Origin of the sequence: Streptomyces sp. SCSIO 75703 (assembly GCF_036607905.1) — a bacterium.
Taxonomy (GTDB): Bacteria; Actinomycetota; Actinomycetes; order Streptomycetales; family Streptomycetaceae; genus Streptomyces.
Genome location: NZ_CP144555.1, coordinates 5,098,766 through 5,120,713 on the forward strand (window position 1 = coordinate 5,098,766; position 21,948 = coordinate 5,120,713).

Sequence of the window (21,948 nt, forward strand, 5' to 3'; positions counted from 1 at the left end):
CAGCGGGCCGCCGGGAGGGCGGTCCACCACCAGGTGCGGGTCGAGTGCGCGAACATGGCAGGCACGGTACACGAACCGCGACCCCGCGGGGGAGACCGGACAAACCGTCTCACCCACTGAGCGCTGCCCGGGGGACCCCGGCCGACCGCGTACTGTGGGGCGCGTGACCGTGAACGCTGATTCTCGAAGCGTCGCCGCTCAGGCGACATGGCGAAACCTGCCCGCGGCGCAGCAGCCCGAGTACCCGGATGCCCAGGCTCTGCGCGAGGTGATCGCCGAGCTGGAAACGTATCCGCCGCTGGTGTTCGCCGGCGAGTGCGACCAACTGCGCGCGCGCATGGCCGCCGTCGCCCGGGGAGAGGCGTTCCTGCTCCAGGGCGGCGACTGCGCCGAGTCCTTCGACGCCGTGTCCGCCGAGCACATCCGGGCCAAGCTCAAGACCCTGCTCCAGATGGGCGCCGTCCTCACCTACGCGGCGTCCGTGCCCGTGGTGAAGGTGGGCCGGATCGCCGGCCAGTACTCCAAGCCGCGCTCCAAGCCGACCGAGACCCGCGACGGCGTGACCCTGCCGACCTACCGCGGTGACTCGGTCAACGGCTTCGACTTCACCGAGGCGGCCCGCGTCCCGGACCCCGAGCGGCTGAAGCGCATGTACCACGCCTCGGCCTCCACGCTGAACCTGGTGCGCGCCTTCACCACCGGCGGCTACGCCGACCTGCGCCAGGTGCACGCCTGGAACCAGGACTTCGTGCGGTCCTCGCCCTCCGGCCAGCGTTACGAGCAGCTCGCCCGGGAGATCGACAACGCGCTGAACTTCATGCGGGCCTGCGGCGCCGACCCGGAGGAGTTCAAGACCGTCGAGTTCTTCGCCTCCCACGAGGCGCTGCTGCTCGACTACGAGTCGGCGCTCACCCGCGTGGACTCGCGCACCGGGCAGCTCTACGACACCTCCGCGCACATGGTGTGGATCGGCGAGCGCACCCGGCAGCTCGACCACGCGCACATCGAGTTCGCGGCGAAGATCCGCAACCCGGTCGGCATCAAGCTGGGCCCGACGACGACGGCCGAGGAGGCGCTGCAGTACATCGAGCGCCTGGACCCGGAGCGCGAGCCGGGCCGGCTGACCTTCGTCGTCCGGATGGGCGCGGACAAGATCCGCGACCGGCTCCCCGAGCTGGTCGAGAAGGTCACCGCCTCCGGCGCCACCGTCGCCTGGGTGACCGACCCGATGCACGGCAACACCTTCGAGGCGGCCTCCGGGCACAAGACCCGGCGCTTCGACGACGTGCTCGACGAGGTCAAGGGCTTCTTCGAGGTGCACAAGGCGCTCGGCACCCACCCGGGCGGCATCCACGTCGAGCTGACCGGCGACGACGTCACCGAGTGCGTGGGCGGCGGCGACGAGATCTTCGTCGACGACCTGCACCAGCGTTACGAGACGGCCTGCGACCCGCGGCTCAACCGCAGCCAGTCGCTGGACCTCGCCTTCCTGGTCGCGGAGATGTACCGGGACCAGTGACGGACCGCCCACGGGGCGCGAAACGGACGTAGTGGGGCGCGGATCACACCCGATCCGCGCCCCGCACGCTTTTGCCCCACCCGAGCCATGGGTAAGGTTAGGTTTGCCTCACCGACACTCGGGTCCCCGGTCCGTCGGTACGGCGCGACCCTGGACCCCTGCCGGGAGGTGACCCCGCGTGTTCGTCTGCAGCTGCTTCGGCGTGACCGAGGAGCAGGTGAGGTCCCACGCGGCCGACGGCGCGTGCACGCCCCGGAAGATCGCCTCCGCCTGCAAGGCGGGCACCGACTGCGGTGGCTGCGTGCGGCGCATCCAGGCGCTGCTGGGCCGCGGGGCCGGCCCCCGCCGCGAGCCCGCCGGCGAGGGGCGCGCGGCGGTCCTCGCCACACCGCCCGAGGCACCCGGGGTGCCCGGACGGCCCGAGGCGCCCGTCGCCCCCGGTCTCCCGGAGATCCCCGGCCCTCCCGCGGTCCCCGGCCTCCCGGTGATCCCCGGCCTGCCCAGGGCCGCCTGACCGCTCGCGGGACCCGGCGCCGCCCGGGGCGCTCGCCGGGCCGCCGGCTCAGCGGGTGGAGAAACCGCCCGTGCCCGGCCCGGAGGCGTCCGGCTGGGACTGTTCGATCACCGTCGACAGGTAGAGCGGCTCACCCAGCTTCTCGATCAGTTCGAGCTGTGTGTCCAGGTAGTCGATGTGGTGCTCCTCGTCGGCGAGGATCGCCTCGAAGATGTTGGCCGACGTGATGTCGTTCTTCGCGCGCATGACGGCGATGCCCCGGCGCAGCCGGTCGATGGCCTCGACCTCGATCTCCCGGTCCGCCCGGAACATCTCGGTGACCGTCTGGCCCACCCGCACGTGGAAGAGGCGCTGGTAGTTGGGCAGCCCGTCCAGGAGCAGGATGCGGTCGGTGAGCACCTCCGCGTGCCGCATCTCGTCGAAGGACTCCGACCGCGTGTACGAGGCGAGCTTGGTCCAGCCCTTGTGGTCCTGGAGCTTCGAGTGGAGGAAGTACTGGTTGATCGCCGTCAGCTCGGCGGTGAGCTGCTCGTTGAGGAATTCGATGACCTCGGGGTCGCCCTGCATCGGGTGGGGCTCCTTCCGGCGGGAACTGGCGGATTGCGCCGCATGATGGCATCGCCGAGGAAGATCGTCCAGTAAGTCTGCACTTAGTAAGTAAGTCCGCACTCGGTCGGTGTTGGGTTGATTTGCCCGAAAGTAGGACGGTCGGGTCGGGGGCATCGGTCCCGGTCTGTCAGGATGGAGGCATGGGTCAGCCGGTGGGACACGAAACGGGAGAAGGCGGTACGCAAGGAGCACCGGCGTTCGAGCTTCCCCCCGGTCAGCGCCTCCAGCGCGGCTGGCCGGTCACGCACTACGGGCCGGTGCCCAAGTTCCGCCCGGAGCGCTGGGACTTCCGGGTCTTCGGCGCCACCGCCGACGGCGGCAAGCACCGCTGGACCCACGAGGAGTTCACCGCGCTGCCCTACACCACGGTCGTGGCCGACCTGCACTGCGTCACGAAGTTCAGCATGCTCGGCTCCGAGTGGGGCGGCGTGCCCGCCCGCACGGTCCTCGACCTCGCCCCGCCCGCCCCCGGCGTCACCCACGTGATGGTCTGGGCCGAGTACGGCTACAGCGCCAACCTGCGGCTGGGCGACTTCACCGACGAGAGCACCCTCTTCGCCACCCACAAGGACGGCGAGCTGCTCACCGCCGAGCACGGCTTCCCGCTCCGGCTGGTCGTCCCGCACCTGTACGCCTGGAAGGGCCCGAAATGGGTGCGCGGCGTCGAGTACATGGTCGCCGACCGGCGCGGCTTCTGGGAGGAGCGCGGCTACCACAACATCGGCGACCCCTGGAAGGAACAGCGCTACACCTACCAGGAGGAGCCCGGGGACGGCCCCGAGCTGTGACGGCCCGGGGCCGGCCGGAGACGACCGGCCCGGTCCCGGTCAGCCGTCGCGGAGCTTCTTCAGCCGCTCCACGTCCGCCGCGTGCCCCTGCGGCCCGCCCGGCGTCTCGATGACCAGCGGCACGCCCTCGGTCGCCGGGTGGGTCATCAGCGCCCGGAACGGCTCCTCGCCGATGTGCCCGGCGCCGATGTTCTCGTGCCGGTCCTTGCGGGCGCCCGCGACGTCCTTGGAGTCGTTGGCGTGGATCAGCCGCAGCCGCCCCTCGCCCACCGTCCCCACCAGCTCGTCGAGGGTGCGGTGCATCCCGTCGGGTCCGGCCAGATCGTGCCCCGCCGCGAAGATGTGGCAGGTGTCCAGGCAGACGCCCAGCCTCGGGTGGGCGTCCAGCGCCTCGAAGTACGGGCCGAAGTCCCCGGCCCGTGAGCACAGGGAAGCGCCCTGCCCGGCGGTCGACTCCAGCAGCAGGTACGGATCGTCCTCGTGGGTCAGCTCGTCCAGCAGCGGCAGCAGCCGTTCGCGCACCTGGCGCAGCGCCACCGCACGCTCCCGGCCGCCGGTCGCGCTGCCGGTGTGCACGACCACGCCGAGCGCCCCGATGGCCCGCCCGCGCCGCAGCGAGTGCCGCAGCGACTCCACCGACCGCTCCACCGTCGCCTCGGTGTGCGACCCGAAGTTGATCAGGTACGGGGCGTGCACGTAGACCGGGATCGACGCCTCGGCGCAGGCGGCGCGGAACGCCTCGTCCTGCGCCGGGTCGCCGGCCGGTGTGGCCCAGCCGCGCGGGTTGGCGACGAAGACCTGCACGGCCTCCGCCTTCAGCTCGCGGGCGGCGGACAGCCCGGTGGAGTGCAGGCCGCCGGCGACGGGGACGTGGGAGCCGACGGGGTTGCGGGAGGCGGCGGACCGGAGACTGTTCACGTCCCCAGGGTGTCATGCCCCCGGCGGAGGCCGGGGCCGGCGGGGTCAGCGGATGCGGAGGGTGATCGTCGACCCCTTGGGCGCGGTGTCGCCGCCGGACACGGACTGCTCCCTCACCCTGTCGCCGAAGAGCCCGAGCAGGCCGCGGTCCTCCTTCACGCCGAAACCGGCCTTCTGAAGGGTCTGCCGGGCGTCGGCCACGCTCTCGCCGACCACGTCCGGCACCTCGACCATCTCCGGGCCCTTGGACACCGTCAGCGTCACCGTGTCGCCCTCGGCGGCCCGGCTGCCCGGGGCCGGGGTCTGCCGGGCGACCTGGCCCTTGTCGTACTCGGAGGTGACCTGCTCGGGGGCGACCTCGACGGTGAGACCGGCCTCGGTCAGTTCCGCCCGCGCGTCCTGGAGGTCCTCGCCGGCGACGTCCGGCACCTCGACCGGGCGGCCCTTGCTGAGCACCAGGGCGACGGCGGAGCCGCCGCGCACCTCGGTGCCCGCGGCCGGGCTGGTGGACACCACGAAGCCGCTCGGCACCTCGTCGCTGAACTCCCGGGTCACCATCCCCGGCTCCAGCCCCTCGTCCTGGAGCAGGGCGCGGGCCCGGTCCTCCCGGTAGCCCGCCACGTCCGGCAGCTTCACCTTCCGGGGGCCGTCGGAGAGCGTGAACGACACCGCGTCGCCCTTGCGGATACGGGCGCCCGCCGCGGGATCGGTGCTGATGACGGCGCCCCGCTCGACGGTGTCGCTGTGGGCGTGCCGGACCGTGCCGGTCCCCAGGCCGGACCGCTCCAGCCGCTCCCGGGCCTGCGCCTCCGTCTTGGACAGCAGCGGCGGCACCTTGGTGAACTGGCCGGAGTTGACGTACCAGACGCCCACGCCGAGGCCGAGCACCAGCAGCACGGCCGCGACGATCGCCAGCGGCCCGCGCGCCAGGCCCGCCGGTCCGCGGCGCGGCGGCACCGGCGGCCCGGCCAGCCGGCTGGTGCGGTGCACCCCGTCCGCCGGGAGGGAGTCGTCGTCCTCGTTCACCGGCAGCGGGCGGGGCACGGCCAGGGACCGGGGGATCACGCTGGTGCGGTCCTCGGCGTTGTCGTGCTCGGCGCTCAGCGCCTGCGGCGGCAGCGCGTCCAGTTGCTCCGCGCTCAGCGCCGCGTGCGCCTCGCGGGTCCGCGCCAGCAGCGCCACCGCGTCGGCGGGGCGGATCCCCGGGGTGCGCGCCGTGGCCCCGGCGACCAGTTCGTCCAGCTCGTACGGCAGTCCCGGCACGGCGGCGGAGGGCGGCGGCACGTCCTCGTGCAGGTGCTTGTAGAGCACCTGGGCGGCGGAGTCGCCCTCGTGCGGCTTGCCGCCGGTCAGCATCTCGTAGAGGACGACCCCGCACGCGTACACGTCGACGCGGGGGTCGGCGGTGCCGTGCTCGATCTGCTCGGGCGCCAGGTAGGAGACGGTGCCGAGGACGGCGCCGGTCGTGCTGGTCACCGTGTTCACGGCCCGCACCAGACCGAAGTCGGCGACCTTGACCCGGCCGTCGTCCCCTATGAGCACGTTCTCCGGCTTCATGTCCCGGTGCACGAACCCGGCCCGGTGCGCGGCGCCGAGCGCGGCCAGCACCGGTTCCAGGATGCCGAAGGCCGCCCGGGGCTGGAGCGCCCCGCGCTCGCGCAGCACGTCGCGCAGGGTGCAGCCGGAGACGTACTCCATCGCCAGGTAGACGTAGGCCCCCTGGGCGCCCTGGTCGAAGACCTGGACGACGTTGGGGTGGTCGAGCCGGGCCGCCGACTTGGCCTCCCGGATGAAGCGCTCGACGAATGTCGCGTCGGTGGCGAGGCCCGGGTGCATCACCTTCAGCGCGAGCACGCGGTCGAGGCGGGTGTCCACGGCCCGGTAGACCGTGGCCATCCCGCCGACCGCGATCCGCGCCTCCACGCGGTACCGGCCGTCGAGCACCTGCCCGACCAGAGGGTCCTGAAGGGTCGTGTCCACGCAGGCGAGTGTACGAGCCGGAACGGACACCCGGCCGCCTCGCCCACGACCGGAACCCCCCTGAAGCCCACCTGTGACACACCCGGCCACCGGGGCCGGCCGCCGACGGCGCCCGGCCCGCGCGGCGCTCGCGTCCCGCCCGCGGTGCGCGGCCGGGGCCCGGCGGGGCCCCGCGCGGTGCGGGTGACGCCGGGCTACCGGAAGGCGGGCCGCTCCGGGTCCAGCTCCGCGAGGCCCCCGGCGGGCGACGACGCCTCGGCGAACCGCCGCCGGGGGATGCGCCCCGCCCGCCGCGCCAGCCGCCCGGCCTCCACCGCCGCCCGCATCGCGGACGCCATCAGCACCGGCTCCTGCGCCCGCGTCACCGCCGAGGCGAGCATCACACCCGCGCACCCCAGCTCCATCGCCAGCGCCGCGTCCGACGCCGTACCGGCGCCCGCGTCCAGGATCACCGGCACCCCGGCCCGCTCCACGATCAGCTCGAAGTTGTGCGGGTTGCGGATGCCGAGCCCGGAGCCGATCGGCGAGCCCAGCGGCATGACCGCCGCGCAGCCCACCTCCTCCAGCCGCCGCGCCAGCACCGGGTCGTCGTTGGTGTACGGCAGCACCGTGAACCCGTCGTCGACCAGCGTCTCGGCCGCCTCCAGCAGCTCGACCGGGTCCGGCAGCAGGGTCCGTTCGTCGGCGATGACCTCCAGCTTGACCAGGTCCGTGCCGAGCGCCTCCCGGGCCAGGCGCGCGGTGAGCACCGCCTCCCCGGCCGTGAAGCAGCCGGCCGTGTTCGGGAGCACCCGGATGCCCAGCCGCTCCAGCACCGACAGCACCGACCCGTGCACGGACGGGTCCACCCGGCGCATCGCCACCGTGGTCAGCTCGGTGCCGGAGGCGACCAGCGAGCGTTCCAGCACGTCCAGGCTGGGGGCCCCGCCGGTGCCCATGATCAGCCGGGAGGTGAACGTCGTACCGCCGAGGACGAAGGGGTCGTCGGCCATGGTCAGCCTCCCTGCACGGCGGTGAGGACCTCGACCCGGTCGCCCTCGGCGAGGGCGGTGGCGGACCAGCGGGCGCGCGGGACGACGGTCTCGTTGACGGCGGCGGCCACGCCCGAGGGCGCCGCGGTGAGGCTGCTCACCAGCGTGTCCAGGGCGGTGCCGGGAGCCACCTCGCGCGGCTCCCCGTTGACGCGGATCGTGACGTCGGTGCTCATACGGGCTGCTCCGTGGGTGCGGGGACGGCGGCGCCGAAGCGCCGGGGGGTGAAGGGACGTGCGACGGCGGGCGGCTCCCCGCCGGTGAGGATCTCGGCCATCACGTCGCCGGTGACGGGGGTCAGCAGGACGCCGTTGCGGTGGTGCCCGGTGGCCAGCAGCAGTCCCGGCAGCGCGGTGGCGCCGAGCAGCGGGGCGTTGTCGGGGGAGCCGGGGCGCAGGCCCGCCAGGGTCTCGGCCAGCGGCAGCTCCGTGATGCCCGGCACCAGCTCGTGGGCGTCGCGCAGCAGCTCGTAGACCCCGCCCGCGGTGACCGTCGTGTCCCAGCCCAGCTCCTCGCTGGTGGCGCCGACGACCAGCTCGCCGTTCTCCCGGGGCACCAGGTAGAGCGGGTTGCCGCGGACCACCGCGCGCACCGTGCGCCCGAGCAGCGGCCCGTGCGCCGACGGCATCGCCAGCCGCAGCACCTGGCCCTTGACCGGCCGCACCGGCGCACGCACCTCCTCGGGCACGCCCGCGAGCCGGCCGCTGAGACTGCCCGCGGCGAGCACCACCCGCCCGGCCGCCGGTTCCGTGCCGCCGGCCGTGACGACCCCCGTGGCCCGGTCCCCGGCGATGGTGAGCCGGACGGCCTCGTCGCGGTGGAAGACCACGCCCGCCCGTTCGCAGGCGACGACCAGCGCGCGGGCCAGCCGCCGGGGGTCGATCTGGTGGTCGCCTTCCACCCAGAGCCCCCCGCGCACGCCGGGCGCGAGCATCGGCTCCAGGCGCCGGCACTCCCGCCCTGGCAGCCAGGTGGACGCCAGCCCGCAGCGCTCCTGGAAGGCGTGCAGTTCCCGCAGGTGGGCGCGGTCGTCGGCGTCCAGGGCGACGGCCAGGGTGCCGCAGCGGCGGTAGCCGAGGTCGTGCCCGGTGGCCTCGGACAGCTCGGCGGCGAAGTCCGGGTACCGCTCGGCCGAGGCGAGGCCGAGCGCGAGCAGCGCCTGCTCGCCGTAGTGCAGTTCGGTGACGGGGGCGAGCATCCCGGCGGCCACCCGGGCGGCCCCGCCGCCCGGCGCGGGGTCCACGACGGCGGTGGCGAGCCCGCGCCGCGCGGCCCGCCAGGCCGTGACCAGCCCGATGATCCCGCCCCCGACGACGAGGACGTCCGAGGTGGACGGGGACGACGGTGGAGACGACATGGGCGTCCAGCCCCTCCCTTCGCCGGCATGATCCGGATCAGGTTCGTACGGTCGGAGGCCGCAAGCCTCCCTCTCAGCCCGGTGCGTCCGGGCTCCCGCGTGTGCCTTACGTTGGCCACCCTAGCCCGATGCCGTCCGTCCCAGTAAGGGAGCCTTCCGCGTGAACCGTCCCCCCGCCCCCGGCCCGGCCGCCCCCGCCCGACCGGCCCCGCCGTCCCTGGACGGCCGTGTCCTCGCCCCGGTCGCCGACCAGTCGGCCGGCCAGGTGGGCACCCGCACCCGGTTCGCCTACCACGAGCGGGACGGCGTCGTGTGGGCCGAGTACGAGGGCGGCGACGTCGTCCACGGGCGGCTGGTCGGCACCCGCGACGGCGACCGGCTCGACTTCCGGTACGTGCAGCTCCGCACCGACGGGACCACCGCCTCGGGCCACTGCCTGGCCACCGTCGTGGCACTGCCCGACGGGCGCCTGCGCCTGGAGGAGGACTGGGAGTGGGAGTCGGCCCCCGGCCGCGGCACCAGCGCGGTGGAGGAGGTCCGGGACGGGTAGCGGCACCGGCCCCTCCCGCCCGCCGACGGCACGTCAGGTGCCGGGGGTGACACGCCGGGTGTCTATGGTGAACGGGTGAGCGAGCAGACACGGGAACCGGGACGGGACACGGGAGCCGGCGTGGTCGTCGTCGGCGCGGGCATGGCGGGCGTGCAGACCGCCGTCGCGCTGCGCGAGGAGGGCTACCGGGGCACCGTCACCCTCATCGGCGCCGAGACCCACCGGCCCTACGACCGCCCCCCGCTCTCCAAGGCCGTGCTGCTCGGCACCGCCGAGGGCTCCGCCTTCGACATCGACTTCGACTCGCTCGGCGTCACCCTGCGGCTCGGCCACGAGGCGCTCGGCCTGCGCCCCGGCGACCACGTCCTGGACACCACCGAGGGGCCCGTGCCCTACGACGCCCTCGTCCTCGCCACCGGCGCCGAACCGCTGCGGCTGCCCGGCGCCGGGGACGCGCCCGGCGTCCACCTGCTGCGCACCCTCGACGACGCCGCCCGGCTCCGCCCCGTCCTCGAACGGCAGCACGACGTCGTCGTCGTCGGCGCCGGCTGGATCGGCGCCGAGTTCGCCACCGCCGCCCGCGAGGCGGGGTGCGAGGTGACCGTCGTGGAGGCCGCCGACCGGCCGCTCGCGGGCGCGCTGCCCGCCGAGGTCACCGCCCCCATGGCCGCCTGGTACGCCGACAGCGGCGCCGCCCTGCGCACCCACGCGCGCGTGGCGCGCGTCGAGCCCGGCACGGCCGTCCTGGACGACGGCACCCGCCTGCCGGCCGGCGCGGTCCTCGTCGGCATCGGCGCCCGGCCCGCCACCGGCTGGCTTGCCGGCTCCGGCATCGCCCTCGGCGCGTACGGCGAGGTCCCGGCCGACGAGCGGCTGCGCACCACCGCCCCGGACGTCTACGCGGTCGGCGACTGCGCCTCCTTCCCCTCCCGCCGCTACGGCGAGCGGCTGCTCGTGCACCACTGGGACAACGCCCTCCAGGGCCCCCGCACGGTCGCCGCGAACATCGTCGCCGCCGGCGCGGGGCGGGCCCCGGCGGTCTACGACCCGGTGCCCTACTTCTGGTCCGAGCAGTTCGGGCGCTTCGTCCAGTACGCGGGCCACCACCCGGCCGCCGACACCCTGCTGTGGCGCGGCGACCCGGCCGGGCCCGCCTGGACGGTCTGCTGGCTGCGCGGGGACCGGCTCGTCGCCCTGCTGGCCGTCGGCCGCCCCCGGGACCTCGCCCAGGGCCGCCGCCTGATCGAGGCGGGCACGCCGGTGGACCCGGTGCTGCTCGCCGACCCGGCCCGGCCGCTGAAGTCCGCGACCGCCTGACCGGGCGGGTCCGTCCCGGGGGCGCCCCCGGGACGGACCCGCCCGGTTTCCGGCTGTCGGTGGCGGATGGCAGGCTGGAGGGGTGACCGAGATTGACGCGAAGATTGATGCGCTCGTACCCGACTGGCTCACCGTTCCCGACATCGCCGAGCGGTTCGGCGTCGAGGTGACCCGGGTGCGGCAGCTGATCAAGGAAGGCCAGCTCATCGCCGTACGCCGCGGCGAGAACCGGGCGCTGCACGTCCCGGCGGCCTTCATCGACGGCGACAAGGTCGTCAAGGGCCTCACCGGCACGCTGACCCTGCTGCGGGACGACGGCTTCACGCCCGAGGAAATGGTGGAGTGGCTCTTCACCCCGGACCCCAGCCTGCCCGGTACCCCGGCCCAGGCCCTCGCCGAGAACCGCGGGACGGAGGTGAAGCGCCGCGCCCAGGCGCTCGCCGTCTGACCCGTGGCGCACACCGCCCGACGCCCGGCCCGTGGACCGGCGGGGGAGCACCCCGGCCGGTCCGCGGGCCGTGGCGCGGGCCCGCATCCGCCGCCGCGCCCCGCGCCGGCCCGTACGACACCCAACCTGGGGGGACCCCGCATGTCCGACAGTTCCGCGCGCGCCCGGCTCGCCGACGCCCGCCTCTACCTGTGCACCGACGCCCGGACGGCCCAGGGCGACCTGCCCGCGTTCCTGGACGTGGTGCTGGCCGCAGGCGTCGACATCGTGCAGTTGCGCGACAAGGGCATGGAGGCCGCCGAGGAACTGGAGCACCTGGAGGTCTTCGCCGAGGCGTGCGCGCGGCACGGCAAGCTTCTCGCGGTCAACGACCGGGCCGACGTCGCCCACGCCGCCGGCGCCGACGTGCTCCACCTCGGGCAGGGCGACCTCCCGGTGCCGGCCGCCCGCCGGATCCTCGGCGACGGCGTGCTCGTCGGCCGCTCCACGCACTCGGCCGCCGAGGCCGAGGCCGCCGCCGTCCAGGAGGGCGTGGACTACTTCTGCACCGGCCCGTGCTGGCCGACCCCCACCAAACCCGGCCGCCCAGCCCCCGGACTGGACCTCGTGCGCCACACCGCCGCCCTCGGCACCGGCCGCCCCTGGTTCGCCATCGGCGGCATCGACCTCACGACCCTCGACCAGGTGCTGGAGGCGGGCGCCCGGCGGGCCGTCGTCGTCCGGGCGATCACCGAGGCGGACGATCCGGGCGCCGCGGCGGCCGAGTTCGCCCACCGGCTCCGCGAGGCCCCCTGAGCCACGCCCTCCTCCGGGCCCGGCGCGCCCGGGTCCGGGGTCTCCGGGAGGCCGCCGGGCCCCCGGGGGCGGCGAAGTGTCCACAAGGTGGACGACAAATCGACAATGCGGGCAAAATCCCCGGTCCGGTTGGGGGACCGCCGTCCCGTGGCTAACCTGCCCGTATGGCCCTCGGAACCGCATCGACCAGGACGGATCGCGCCCGCACCGTGCGCGAGATCCTGGCCGCCGGCAAGACCACGTACTCGTTCGAGTTCTCCGCGCCGAAGACCCCCAAGGGCGAGAAGAACCTGTGGAGCGCGCTGCGCAGAGTCGAGGCGGTGGCACCGGACTTCGTCTCCGTCACCTACGGCGCGGGCGGTTCCACCCGCGCGGGCACCGTCAAGGAGACCGAGCAGATCGTCTCCGACACCACCCTGACCCCGGTCGCCCACCTGACCGCGGTCGACCACTCCGTCGCCGAACTGCGCAACATCATCGGGCAGTACGCCGACGCCGGCATCCGCAACATGCTCGCCGTGCGCGGCGACCCGCCGGGCGACCCGATGGGCGACTGGGTGGCGCACCCCCAGGGGCTGACGTACGCCGCCGACCTGGTCCGGCTCATCAAGGAGTCGGGCGACTTCTGCGTCGGCGTGGCCGCCTTCCCGGAGACGCACCCGCGCTCGCCCGACTGGGAGAGCGACGTCCGGCACTTCGTCGACAAGTGCCGCGCCGGCGCCGACTACGCCATCACACAGATGTTCTTCCGTCCCGAGTCGTACCTGCGGCTGCGCGACCGGGTCGAGGCGGCGGGCTGCGACACGCCGGTCATTCCGGAGATCATGCCGGTGACCAGTGTGAAGATGCTGGAGAGGTTGCCCAGGCTCAGCAACGCGTCCTTCCCGCAGGAGCTGAAAGAGCGCATCCTCGCGTCACGCGACGATCCGGCGGCGGTACGCTCCATTGGCATCGCGTTCGCCACGGAGTTCTGCGCGCGGCTGCTGGCCGAGGGTGTTCCCGGACTGCACTTCATCACGCTCAACAACTCCACGGCTACGCTGGAAATCTACGAGAACCTGGGCCTGAACCGTCCACCACGGGCCTAGACCGGCCGCACGCCTGTACGACACACTGCGAAGCGGCCACTGGGAGAGGGGCGTACATGGGCTGGACGGTCCTCTACATCGCGTTCGGCGTCGTCGCGCTGTGGCTGCTCGGCGAAGTGCTGTTGCAGTACAAGGCGCGGCTGCGCTGGCGGCTGCTCGCCTTCGGCGGCTTCGCCGGCGTCGTCCTCGGCGTGCTGATCCCGTCGGTCATCGTGATCGGTCTGGGCGCCGCCGCGTTCGCGGTCGGCCAGACCTACGTCACGCTGTCCTTCCGCCGCGGCTTCGCCTCCGGCTGGGCGGTCTCCTCGGGGGGGCTGGCCGCGGTCAAGCGCGGCCGGCCCGAACGGGGCCGCCAGGAGCCGACGCTGGAGGTCTCCGGCCTCGAAGCCCCCGGTGACGACGGGTACGGCGGCGACGGCGGGGACGGTCACGAGGCCGCCTACCGCCGCGACGACGCCTACGGCGACCCCGCCGGGGCCCGCGACCAGGACGCCTACGGTCACGACGACGACCACGACGACGTGTTCACCCCGAACCGCCCCGGCGCCCCCGCCGACGCGGAGACCACCGCCGTCCACGCACCGCAGCCGCTGCCCGACGACACCGGCTCCTACGGGGTCTACCGCGACTCCGCCGGGTACGGCCAGGACCAGCAGGCCCCGGCCGCCGCCCAGGGCGCCGACCAGTCCTACGCCTACGACTACTCCGGCTACCCCCAGCAGGACTACGGCTACGACCCCGGCCGGCAGCAGTACGCCGCGTACTCCGACCCGTACATCGGCACCCACACCTACGGCGGGACGCCCTCGTACGACACCGGCGGCTACGACACCACCGGCGGCCAGTACGGGCAACAGCAGCAGGGCTACCCGCACGACCCGTACGCGGCCGGCGGCCACGGCGGCGAGACCCCGGCCGGCGGCGTGTGGGTCCCGCAGCAGCGCAGCACCGACGAGCCCTACGGCGGCGACCTCCCGCCGGAGCAGCAGGCGTACCCCTACCAGGGCGACGGCCAGGCGCGGAACGGCCCGCAGGGCTACGACGAGCAGCAGTACCGCTTCTGACCGCCCGGGGCCGGCCGGCCCGCCCGCTCACTGCGAGCCGCGGAAGTCCGGCCCCTCCACGACCAGGCCGGCGACCAGCGCGCCCGACATGCCCGCGTGCGGCAGCCCGCCGCCCGGGTGCGACCAGCCGCCGACCGTGAACAGGCCCCGCGTGCGCGTGCCGTTGGCCGGGTGCAGCAGCCGCCCGGCGGACGCGGCCAGCGCGGGCGCCGGGACCGCCCCGCCCGCCGCGCCGGTCGCCGCCGCGACGTCGGCCGGGGCGCGCACCTCGTGCCACAGCAGCCGGTCCCGCAGCCCGGGCACCGCCCGCTCCGCCACGTCGAGCAGGGACCCGGCGTGCCCGCCCGCGTCCGTGCCGGCCGGCACCACCGCGCTCAGCGTGACCGCCTCGAACCCCGGGCCGGGCACCAGCTCCGGGTCGTCCGGGCGCAGCACCGTCACCGTCGGCGCCGCGCACGGCCCGTGCCCGCCGCCGAACAGGGCGTCCAGTTCGGCCGCGCGGTCCGGGGCGTGCACCACCGTGCGGTGCGCGGTGCCCTCGGGCCGGTCGCCGCGCAGCGCCAGGTGGACCGTGAGCCGGCTCGGCGTCCCGGACCGGGCCGGGACCTCGTCCCCGCCGCGCCGGACCGCCTCGCCGGCGATCGACTCCAGCACGCCGGGCGGCACCCCGGCGATCACGAGGTCGGCCTCGGCGACGGTGCCGTCCGCCGTCTCGATCCCCGTCACCCTGCCGTCGTCCGTCAGCACCCGGGTGACCTCGCGGCCGAAGCGGAACTCCACCCGGCGGGCCAGGCAGCGTTCGTGGACGGCGCGGGCCAGCTCGCGCAGTCCGCCGCGCACGTACCAGAGGCCGAAGGCGTACTCCATGTACGCGAGGACGGCCGCGTTGGCCGGGGCGGTGCGGGGGTCCAGCCCGTGGGCGAGGGCGTGGCCCTCCAGCAGCGCGGCGAGCCGGTCGTCGCGCAGTTCCCAGGCGCCGACCTCGGCGAGGGTGGTGGCCCGGCGGGTGCGCAGCAGCCGCTTGTGGGGGACCGCCGGGTAGGGCTCGCGCTCGGCCAGCACCCGCCAGTTCGGCCACAGCGGCTCCTCCAGCAGCGGGCGCCGGGTGCGGTCCCACGCCTCCCGGGCCCGCACCAGCAGGTCCCCCCAGCGCTGTCCGGCGGGGGCGCCGAGCGCCTCGTCCAGCGCGTCGACCACACCGGCACGCGAGGCGTTGGGGAGGACGGCCCGGGTGCCGTCGGCGAAGAGGTGCGCGGACGACGGGTCGACCTGGACCAGCCCGACCCGGTCCTCCAGGGGCTCCTTGCCGGTCTTGACGAACAGATCGCGCCAGACCGCGGGCAGCGGCAGCAGGCCCGGCCCGGTGTCGAAGGCGAACCCGTCGCGTTCGAGGCGGCCCACCGCACCGCCGTAGGTCCCGTTCCGCTCGTACACCGCCACCCGGTGGCCCGCGACGGCCAGCCGGGCGGCGGCCGCCATCGCGCCCATCCCGGCGCCGATCACCGCAATCCGTGCCATGACCGGGACTTTATCCGCCGCCCCGGCCACGCCCGGTCCGGGGGCGAGGGTCCTGAGCGGCACCGCGCACGCCTGAGTACGCGTACTCAGCCGCGGAGATGAGTAGCCGCGCGGATGGGCCGCGACCTGCGGGAACGAGAGGGTGGAGACACGGAGAGGGGGCCGGGTCCCGGCACCGGCGGCACGGGGCGCCGGAACGGGACCGGGCCCGCGATCCGCTCCTTCCGCCGGTCGCGGCCGGCGGGAGCGAGGCACGGGGGAACCCGGGGGACGACCGACACGGGGGTTCCGACGGGGGAACGTACGGGGGACGTACGGGGACGTACGGCGGGCGCGCACCGGACGTGCGTGACCGCGTGACGTACGTGACGTACGTGGCGTACGGAAGGGAAGGCGCCGGTGCGGTGGCGGCCCGCGGGGGACGCGGCCACCACCGCACCGGCGCCCGACCGTGCCCGCGACGGGCACGGGCCGGCACGGACCGCTCAGCGGCAGCCGCTCACCCGGCCCTGGAGCAGCCGGGAGAGCGCGGCGTGCACATCGTCCAGGGAGCGTTCCGGCTGGAACGACTTCCAGTCCAGCGCCGCCACCAGCACCATGCCGACCAGCGCGGCGGCGGTGAGCTGGACGTCGATCTCCTCGCTGAACTCCCCGGTCGCCACGCCCTCGCGCAGCACCCCCTCCACCACCGCGACCGCCTCCTGCCGCACCACCAGCAGCGTGTCCTGCCAGGCCCGGTTGGTGCGCCACAGCTCGGCCACGTAGAGCTGGGTGAAGGCCGGATAGCGGTCGATGAAGACCAGCCCCGCCCGGACCATCGCGTCCAGGGCGTCCACCCGGCCGCGGCCCTCCCGCTCGCTGCGCTCCGCCGCCTCCCGCAGCGAGGCGGTGAGCAGCCCGACCCCGTGCCGCAGCAACTCCTCGAACAGGACGGACTTGCTGGCGAAGTTGTAGTAGACCGTGCCCTTCGCCACCCCCGCCCGCTCGGCGATCTCGTCCACGGTCGTGGCGGAGAAGCCCTGCTCGGCGATGAGGGTCACGGCCGCCTCGTAGAGCCGCTGCCGGGTCGCCTCACGTCGGCTGCCCCCCTGCGGGGCGGCGTTGCTGCTGTCCATGGCCATGATTGTCACAGGCCCTTCCTCCCGATGGTCACCGCAGGGCTCACAGGCTCAGCTCCGGGTGCAGCCGGGACGGCGTCCACACCTGGCTGCGACGGGCCGAGAGCGCGGTCAGCGCCAGGGCGGCCACCGTGTAGAGCGAGAGCACCCCGCACGCCTGCCACACCGGTTCCAGCCCGCCGCCGGTGATGAGCCGGCGCAGCGCCTCGACCACGTGGGTCATCGGCAGGAAGGGGTGGACCGCGTTGAAGAAGCCCGGACTGGTCTGTACGGGGTAGGTGCCGCCCGCGGAGGTGAGCTGGAGCATGAGCAGTGCGAGCACGAGGATGCGGCCCGCCGCGCCGAAGCGCGCGTTCAGCCACTGCACGATCGCCGCGAAGCACGCCGTCACGAGGAAGAGGAAGCCGACCGTGCCGGCCGCCCGGACCATCTCCAGGCCCAGCCCCCAGTGCAGCACCGCGATCAGCGCCCCCGTCTGGAGCACCCCCAGCGCCGCCACCGGCAGCCACCCCGCCAGCGCGATCCGCCAGGCCGAGCCGCCCGCGGCCAGCGCCCGCCGGTTCATCGGCGGGATCAGCATGTACGCCACCATCGCGCCCACCCACAGCGACAGCGGGATGAAGTACGGGGCGAAACCGGTGCCGTAGTTCGGCGCCTCGTGCAGCGACTCGGAGACCAGCCGGACCGGGTCGGCCATCACCTCGGTGCGCCGGTCGCGCTCGCCCTCGTCGTAGTCGGGGATGCGGTCGGCGCCCTCGTGGAGCCCGCCGGCCAGCTTCTCGGAACCGTCGGCCAGCTTGAAGAGCCCGCCGTTCAGGTCCACGGCGCCGGTCCGCAGGGCGCCGACGCCCTCGTCCAGCTCCTTCGCGCCGGTCCGGGCGGCACCGACCCCCTCGTGCAGCGCCTTGGCGCCGGAGGCGACCTTGCCGGCCCCGGTGTTCAGCTCGTTCACCCGGGTGACGGCGTCCTTGAGGTCCTTCGAGAGGTGCGGCGCCTTCTCGGCGAGGTCCCGGGCCGCCTCCTGGAGGCCGGCCAGGTGGGTGTCGAGCTTCTTCAGCTCGGCCCGGTGACCGGCGACCAGGGCGGACATCTCCTCGGCGACGTCCGCCGCGCCCGAGGCCGCGTCACGGGCCTTCTCCAGGTCGGCGCAGGCCGGGTCCGCCTCCTCGGCCTCCTCGCAGCGGACGCGGTGGACCTCCGTCAGGGAGTCGGCGCGCGCGCGGGCGTCCTTCGCCGCGGCCGGGGCCCGCTCCACCAGGGCGTCCAGGTTCTCCCGCAGCGCCCCCGAGGAGTCGGCGACGAAGCGGGCGGTGTCGCCGACGGCCTTCTCGTCCAGCAGCGGACTCACCTTGCCGGCCAGCCCCCCGACCGCTTCGGCCAGCTTCCGGGTGCCGTCCGCGACCTCCTTGGAGCCCTTCGCCAGATCGCCGGAGCCCGTGTCCAGCTTCTTCAGCGCCTTGCCGAGCCTGCCACTGCCGTCCTCGGCGTCCTTCAGCCCCGAGGCCAGGTCGCCCGAGCCCTTCTCGGCCTCGCCGATACCGCCCTGGAGGGTGTCCGCCCCCTCGGCCGCCTTCACCGTCTCGCCGTGGATGTCGGAGAACGAGATGAAGATGCGGTCCAGGAACGCCCGCGACGCCTTGCCGGACGCCGCCTGGCGCACCTCGGAGAAGACCGACCGGGAGATCTGGCCGACGATGTAGTTGTTCGCGTCGTTGGTGCGCACCCGCAGCGCCCCGGCCTCGGGCGCGTCGCCCGCGCCGGAGGCGACCTTGGCGCTCAGGTCGGCGGGCAGCGTGAGCGACAGGTAGTAGGTGCCGTCCTCCACGCCCTCACGGGCCTCGGCGGCGCTCACCCGGTGCCACGCGAACGTCTCGCTCTCGAGCAGCCCCTCGGCGATGTCGTCGCCCGCGGTGATCCGCTCGTCGCCGGCGCCCGCGCCCCGGTCCTCGTTGACCAGCGCCACGGGGATGCGGTCCAGGCGGCCGTACGGGTCCCAGAAGGACCACAGGTACAGGGCGCCGTAGAGCAGCGGCAGCAACAGCAGCGCCACCAGCGCGGCCCGTGGCAGCCGCCCGCGCCCGAAGCGCCTCAGCTCAATCGCGGCCAGCTTCGGCGAGCGCATCGGCCGTCTCCTTGTCGTGGTCGTCGTGGGCGTCGTGGTCGTCGTGGGCGTCGTCGTGGTCGTGGTCGTTCGGGTGGTCGTTCTCGTGGGGGGAGCGGCCGGCGGGTTCGTGCCGGGTGGACACGGTCACCGCGTCCTCGGGCGCCTCCGCGCAGACGGCCACGACCGTCGTGCCGGACGCCGCCAGCGACCGCAGCAGGGCCCAGACCTCCTCCCGCTCGGCCGCCGACAGCTTCAGGTCCGTGTCGTCCACGCCGAGCAGCCGCGGCCGGCCGATCAGGGCCAGGGCGACGGAGAGCCTGAGCGCCTCGACCCGCTCCAGGTCCCGTACGGCCGTACGCGGACCCTTGGGCAGCGCCGCGAGCTCCAGCCCGGCGGCGGCCAGCGCCGCGTCGGTCCGCCGCCGGGCCCCGGCGGCGGACCGCGACCGCGGACGCAGCAACGCCCGTACGGAATCGCCGAACCGGCGCTGCAGCAGCTCCCGTTCGCGCAGGTGTTCGGCGACGGTCAGCGCGGGGTCGAGGTCGGTGACCCCCGGGACGTGGGCGAGGGCGCTGACCCGGCGCAGGGCGGCCATCCGCCGGGGCAGCGTCCGGCCGCCCACGGTCGCCGTGCCCTCGGTCGGCCGCATCCGCCCCGTGAGCGTCAGCAGCAGGCAGGTGCGCCCGGAGCCCGACGGCCCCGCCAGCGCGATCAGCGCACCGGGCCCGGCGTCGATTCCGACGTCCCGGAACACCCAGCCCCGCGGCCCCCGCAGCCCCAGCCCGCGCGCCGCCACCGCGAGCCCGGACGCCTCCTCGTCCACCACCACGAGCGCAACCCCTCCGCCCCACCCGGGAGCCTTTTTGAACTGACTGGTCAGTGCAAAAACTAGCCCGAACGGTCGAGCGAGGCAAAGGCGCAGGTCAGAGCGGATTGTCAGTGGCGGGCCGCACGATATGCGCAGACGGCCACCGTGCCGTCACGCAGACGACAGGAGGTTCGTCATGGCCCATCCGTCCGCAGCCGCCGCCCGGCGGCGCCGCACGCCCGGCCCTGCCCCCTCACCGAACGGCCCCGCGAGCGACGTGCACCCGGTGCTCCGCCGGTCCGCCGCCCCGCCGGCCGCCCTCGACCTGCTCGCCCAGTCCCGATCAGGGCTGGCCGAGGCCGCCTTCCTGGACCCGCCCAACGAGCGCTACGCCACGGCCCACCTCGCCGCCCTGCGCGCCGCCGCCGCGGTGCTCGCCGCCCGGGGCCGCCCGGAGACCACCCCGAGGGCCCGCGCCCCCATCCGCAGCGCCTGGGAGGTCGTCCCCGAGATCGCACCGGAACTGACGGAGTGGTGCGCCCTGTTCGCCGCCGGCGCCGGGCGCCGGGCCCGCGCCGAGGCCGGCATCCGCGGCGCGGCCGACGCGCGGGCCGCCGACGACCTGGTGCGCGATGCCGGGATGTTCCTGCGCCTGGTGGAACGCGTGCTCACCCTCCAGCCCCGCCAGCCCCTCGTCCCTGCCTCCCGCCCCGCCACGCAGGCGCCGCCCCACCCCGCCCCCGCCCCCGGCTCGCCCGGCGCAGCCTGACCCGTCCCGGGCGGGCCACGGTCACGGCGGCCCGGCGCCTCGGGGGCGGGGGGGTGCGCCGGACCCGGGGTGGTTCGCCCCCGTACCGGAGGCAATAGGGTGGGAGGCGCCTGAAGCCCGCCCCCGTCCGCGTCCCGGACCGGGACGGGCAGCCCGTTCGCTCCGCCCGTGCCAGCGGCGGGGCCGCGCCGAGGAGTCAACTGCCGTGCCGGACCCGATGCGCCCCCGTGCCGCCCTCCGTACCGCCGTGGTCTGGGACGTCCTGCAGGAGGCCCTCGACCGCCGGGTCACGGCCACGGGCCGGCGGGCGCTGGACGTCCTGGACGCCGGCGGCGGCAGCGGCAACTTCGCCGTGCCCCTCGCCGGCCTCGGCCACCACGTCACCGTCGTCGACCCCAGCCCCAACGCCCTGTTCGCGCTGGAGCGCCGCGCCGCCGAGGCCGGCGTCGCCGACCGGGTGCGCGGGGTCCAGGGCGACGCCCGCGGCCTCTTCGACGTCGTCGAGCGCGGCGGCCACGACGCCGTCCTGTGCCACGGCGTCCTGGAGTACCTGGACGATCCCGCCGAGGGCCTCGGCAACGTCGTCGCCGCCCTCCGTCCCGACGGTGTCCTCAGCCTGCTCGCCGCCGGACTCGGCGGAGCCGTCCTCGCCCGCGCCCTCGCCGGCCACTTCGCGGAGGCCCACCGGGCCCTCGACGACCCGGACGGCCGCTGGGGCGACGGCGACCCGGTGCCCCGGCGCTTCACCGCCGAACAGCTCAGCGGACTCGTCGAGGCCGCCGGTCTCCGCGTCGGCGCGGTGCACGGGGTGCGGGTCTTCACCGACCTCGTCCCCGGCGTCCTCGTCGACACCGAGCCCGGAGCCCACGAGGCCCTGCTCAAGCTGGAGGCCGCCGCCGCGGAACTCCCCGCCTTCCACGCCGTGGCCACCCAGCTCCACGTACTCGGTGAGGCGAGCGGGGCCGACGGGGCCTGAGCCGCCCACCGGGACAGGCCGCTGATCAGCGTCGCGGCCGTCGATGGAGTACGCCACAGCCCACCCGAACGGGGGCCGGGCGCCGTATGATCGAAGGAGACCGCCCGGCATGACCGGTCGGCCGTCGGGGAATGGGAACTTCGACGAGTCGACGTGGTCATGGCGGATACTGGTTGGCCACATGGCGTAGAGGGGCGGGTTTCACGGGGGCGATTCCCTGCCTATCCTGAAGGGACCCCCCGGGTCGCCCCGGCGACTGCACGATGAGGAGGACTCCGTGCCGCTCTCGGAGCACGAGCAGCGCATGCTCGAGCAGATGGAGCGAGCGCTGTACGCCGAAGATCCCAAGTTCGCGTCGGCGCTCGAGGGAAGCGGGCTGCGTACGTACACCCGGCGTCGGGTCTACCAGGCGGTCGCGGGCTTCCTCGTAGGAATTGCGCTCCTCATGGCCGGTATGGTCGCCAAGCAGGTCTGGCTCAGCGTGGTGGGGTTCCTCGTCATGCTGGGCTGCGCGGTCCTCGCGGTGACCGGCTGGCGCAAGGCCCCCAAGCCGGGCGAGCAGCCGCCCCCGGGTACCGGGCCACAGCCACGCGGTCAGGGGCGTCAGCGGCGCTCCGTGATGGACCGTATAGAGGAGCGCTGGCAGCGGCGCAGGGACGAGCAGCAGGGGCACTGAG

The 21,948-nt window shown here is 75.0% G+C and carries 22 protein-coding genes and 1 riboswitch; of the genes, 12 read left to right on the forward strand and 10 right to left on the reverse strand.

From position 1 onward, the window contains the following. Positions 1–163 precede the first annotated feature (163 nt). Positions 164–1,519 (forward strand): 3-deoxy-7-phosphoheptulonate synthase class II, encoded by a 1,356-nt coding sequence (locus VM636_RS22395; protein WP_053912593.1) that lies wholly within the window; start codon positions 164–166, stop codon positions 1,517–1,519. A 178-nt stretch (positions 1,520–1,697) separates the two neighbouring features. Continuing rightward, positions 1,698–2,033 (forward strand): (2Fe-2S)-binding protein, encoded by a 336-nt coding sequence (locus tag VM636_RS22400; protein ID WP_037857126.1) that lies wholly within the window; start codon positions 1,698–1,700, stop codon positions 2,031–2,033. A gap of 48 nt (positions 2,034–2,081) precedes the next feature. Here the strand turns inward: VM636_RS22400 and bfr are convergent, their stop codons facing one another. After that, a complete protein-coding gene (gene bfr, locus VM636_RS22405; RefSeq protein WP_030417825.1) occupies positions 2,082–2,600 on the reverse strand; it encodes a bacterioferritin in 519 nt (172 codons plus the stop codon). A 182-nt stretch (positions 2,601–2,782) separates the two neighbouring features. On the opposite strand from bfr, the gene VM636_RS22410 reads away from it, so the two are divergent. Further along, positions 2,783–3,430, forward strand: a complete 648-nt coding sequence (locus VM636_RS22410) for a sulfite oxidase-like oxidoreductase (RefSeq protein WP_030417826.1) — start codon at positions 2,783–2,785, stop codon at positions 3,428–3,430. 39 nt (positions 3,431–3,469) lie between these two features. On the opposite strand, the gene VM636_RS22415 is transcribed toward VM636_RS22410, so the two are convergent. From VM636_RS22415 to thiO, 5 genes are all read right to left on the reverse strand, one after another. After that, on the reverse strand, positions 3,470–4,348 hold the full coding sequence (locus VM636_RS22415) for a deoxyribonuclease IV (protein ID WP_030417827.1): 879 nt from the start codon (positions 4,346–4,348) through the stop codon (positions 3,470–3,472). A gap of 45 nt (positions 4,349–4,393) precedes the next feature. Continuing rightward, on the reverse strand, positions 4,394–6,328 hold the full coding sequence (gene pknB / locus VM636_RS22420; protein ID WP_338485456.1) for a Stk1 family PASTA domain-containing Ser/Thr kinase: 1,935 nt from the start codon (positions 6,326–6,328) through the stop codon (positions 4,394–4,396). A gap of 194 nt (positions 6,329–6,522) precedes the next feature. Further along, the gene (locus VM636_RS22425) at positions 6,523–7,320 is read right to left on the reverse strand and encodes a thiazole synthase (protein WP_030417829.1); all 798 of its coding nucleotides are present in this window, start codon (positions 7,318–7,320) and stop codon (positions 6,523–6,525) included. Between the two features lie 2 nt (positions 7,321–7,322). Further along, positions 7,323–7,535 (reverse strand): sulfur carrier protein ThiS, encoded by a 213-nt coding sequence (thiS, locus tag VM636_RS22430; protein ID WP_030417830.1) that lies wholly within the window; start codon positions 7,533–7,535, stop codon positions 7,323–7,325. Then, positions 7,532–8,716 (reverse strand): glycine oxidase ThiO, encoded by a 1,185-nt coding sequence (thiO, locus tag VM636_RS22435; protein WP_030417831.1) that lies wholly within the window; start codon positions 8,714–8,716, stop codon positions 7,532–7,534. The genes thiS and thiO overlap by 4 nt, the downstream gene beginning before the upstream one ends. Continuing rightward, positions 8,714–8,825: riboswitch (TPP riboswitch) on the reverse strand. It overlaps the preceding gene by 3 nt. A gap of 51 nt (positions 8,826–8,876) precedes the next feature. Between thiO and VM636_RS22440 the strand changes: the two genes are divergently transcribed. The 6 genes from VM636_RS22440 (at position 8,877) to VM636_RS22465 (ending at position 13,978) form a co-directional block, all read left to right on the forward strand. Further along, complete coding sequence (locus VM636_RS22440) at positions 8,877–9,266, forward strand: hypothetical protein (RefSeq protein WP_338485461.1); 390 nt, start codon at positions 8,877–8,879, stop codon at positions 9,264–9,266. Positions 9,267–9,341: 75 nt separating this feature from the next. Beyond that, positions 9,342–10,583: an FAD-dependent oxidoreductase gene (locus VM636_RS22445; protein ID WP_030417833.1), complete on the forward strand. Its 1,242-nt coding sequence runs from the start codon at positions 9,342–9,344 to the stop codon at positions 10,581–10,583. Between the two features lie 82 nt (positions 10,584–10,665). Beyond that, entirely contained in the window at positions 10,666–11,031 is a 366-nt protein-coding gene (locus VM636_RS22450; protein WP_030417834.1) for an Rv2175c family DNA-binding protein, read from the forward strand. A 141-nt stretch (positions 11,032–11,172) separates the two neighbouring features. Next, positions 11,173–11,826, forward strand: a complete 654-nt coding sequence (thiE, locus tag VM636_RS22455; protein WP_030417835.1) for a thiamine phosphate synthase — start codon at positions 11,173–11,175, stop codon at positions 11,824–11,826. Positions 11,827–11,990: 164 nt separating this feature from the next. Continuing rightward, positions 11,991–12,914 (forward strand): methylenetetrahydrofolate reductase [NAD(P)H], encoded by a 924-nt coding sequence (gene metF / locus VM636_RS22460; RefSeq protein ID WP_051821135.1) that lies wholly within the window; start codon positions 11,991–11,993, stop codon positions 12,912–12,914. A 56-nt stretch (positions 12,915–12,970) separates the two neighbouring features. Continuing rightward, positions 12,971–13,978 (forward strand): membrane protein, encoded by a 1,008-nt coding sequence (locus VM636_RS22465; RefSeq protein WP_030417837.1) that lies wholly within the window; start codon positions 12,971–12,973, stop codon positions 13,976–13,978. Positions 13,979–14,005: 27 nt separating this feature from the next. On the opposite strand, the gene VM636_RS22470 is transcribed toward VM636_RS22465, so the two are convergent. The 4 genes from VM636_RS22470 to VM636_RS22485 all read right to left on the reverse strand — a co-directional run bounded on the left by VM636_RS22470 (position 14,006) and on the right by VM636_RS22485 (position 19,547). Beyond that, the gene (locus VM636_RS22470; RefSeq protein WP_030417838.1) at positions 14,006–15,496 is read right to left on the reverse strand and encodes an NAD(P)/FAD-dependent oxidoreductase; all 1,491 of its coding nucleotides are present in this window, start codon (positions 15,494–15,496) and stop codon (positions 14,006–14,008) included. 485 nt (positions 15,497–15,981) lie between these two features. Further along, positions 15,982–16,611, reverse strand: coding sequence for a TetR/AcrR family transcriptional regulator (locus VM636_RS22475; protein WP_030417839.1), 630 nt, complete (start codon positions 16,609–16,611; stop codon positions 15,982–15,984). A gap of 46 nt (positions 16,612–16,657) precedes the next feature. Next, entirely contained in the window at positions 16,658–18,736 is a 2,079-nt protein-coding gene (locus tag VM636_RS22480) for a YhgE/Pip domain-containing protein (protein ID WP_053912596.1), read from the reverse strand. Continuing rightward, positions 18,708–19,547 carry an ATP-binding cassette domain-containing protein gene (locus VM636_RS22485; protein WP_338485465.1) on the reverse strand — a complete coding sequence of 280 codons (840 nt, stop codon included), beginning with the start codon at positions 19,545–19,547 and terminating at the stop codon, positions 18,708–18,710. The genes VM636_RS22480 and VM636_RS22485 overlap by 29 nt, the downstream gene beginning before the upstream one ends. A 175-nt stretch (positions 19,548–19,722) precedes the next feature. On the opposite strand from VM636_RS22485, the gene VM636_RS22490 reads away from it, so the two are divergent. The 3 genes from VM636_RS22490 to VM636_RS22500 all read left to right on the forward strand — a co-directional run bounded on the left by VM636_RS22490 (position 19,723) and on the right by VM636_RS22500 (position 21,947). Continuing rightward, positions 19,723–20,295 (forward strand): SAV_6107 family HEPN domain-containing protein, encoded by a 573-nt coding sequence (locus tag VM636_RS22490; RefSeq protein ID WP_338485467.1) that lies wholly within the window; start codon positions 19,723–19,725, stop codon positions 20,293–20,295. A gap of 205 nt (positions 20,296–20,500) precedes the next feature. Further along, positions 20,501–21,271: a methyltransferase gene (locus VM636_RS22495; RefSeq protein WP_030417843.1), complete on the forward strand. Its 771-nt coding sequence runs from the start codon at positions 20,501–20,503 to the stop codon at positions 21,269–21,271. A gap of 277 nt (positions 21,272–21,548) precedes the next feature. Then, the gene (locus tag VM636_RS22500; protein WP_030417844.1) at positions 21,549–21,947 is read left to right on the forward strand and encodes a DUF3040 domain-containing protein; all 399 of its coding nucleotides are present in this window, start codon (positions 21,549–21,551) and stop codon (positions 21,945–21,947) included. Position 21,948: the final 1 nt, after the last annotated feature.

What these genes read in the sequence shown, in the direction of transcription:
- bfr (WP_030417825.1), bottom strand. Translation starts at nt 2,600, where the DNA reads ATGCAGGGCGACCCCGAGGTCATCGAATTCCTCAACGAGCAGCTCACC.
- VM636_RS22410 (WP_030417826.1), top strand. Translation starts at nt 2,783, where the DNA reads ATGGGTCAGCCGGTGGGACACGAAACGGGAGAAGGCGGTACGCAAGGA.
- VM636_RS22425 (WP_030417829.1), bottom strand. Translation starts at nt 7,320, where the DNA reads ATGGCCGACGACCCCTTCGTCCTCGGCGGTACGACGTTCACCTCCCGG.
- thiS (WP_030417830.1), bottom strand. Translation starts at nt 7,535, where the DNA reads ATGAGCACCGACGTCACGATCCGCGTCAACGGGGAGCCGCGCGAGGTG.
- thiO (WP_030417831.1), bottom strand. Translation starts at nt 8,716, where the DNA reads ATGTCGTCTCCACCGTCGTCCCCGTCCACCTCGGACGTCCTCGTCGTC.
- thiE (WP_030417835.1), top strand. Translation starts at nt 11,173, where the DNA reads ATGTCCGACAGTTCCGCGCGCGCCCGGCTCGCCGACGCCCGCCTCTAC.
- metF (WP_051821135.1), top strand. Translation starts at nt 11,991, where the DNA reads ATGGCCCTCGGAACCGCATCGACCAGGACGGATCGCGCCCGCACCGTG.
- VM636_RS22465 (WP_030417837.1), top strand. Translation starts at nt 12,971, where the DNA reads ATGGGCTGGACGGTCCTCTACATCGCGTTCGGCGTCGTCGCGCTGTGG.
- VM636_RS22470 (WP_030417838.1), bottom strand. Translation starts at nt 15,496, where the DNA reads ATGGCACGGATTGCGGTGATCGGCGCCGGGATGGGCGCGATGGCGGCC.
- VM636_RS22475 (WP_030417839.1), bottom strand. Translation starts at nt 16,611, where the DNA reads ATGGACAGCAGCAACGCCGCCCCGCAGGGGGGCAGCCGACGTGAGGCG.
- VM636_RS22480 (WP_053912596.1), bottom strand. Translation starts at nt 18,736, where the DNA reads ATGCGCTCGCCGAAGCTGGCCGCGATTGAGCTGAGGCGCTTCGGGCGC.
- VM636_RS22490 (WP_338485467.1), top strand. Translation starts at nt 19,723, where the DNA reads ATGGCCCATCCGTCCGCAGCCGCCGCCCGGCGGCGCCGCACGCCCGGC.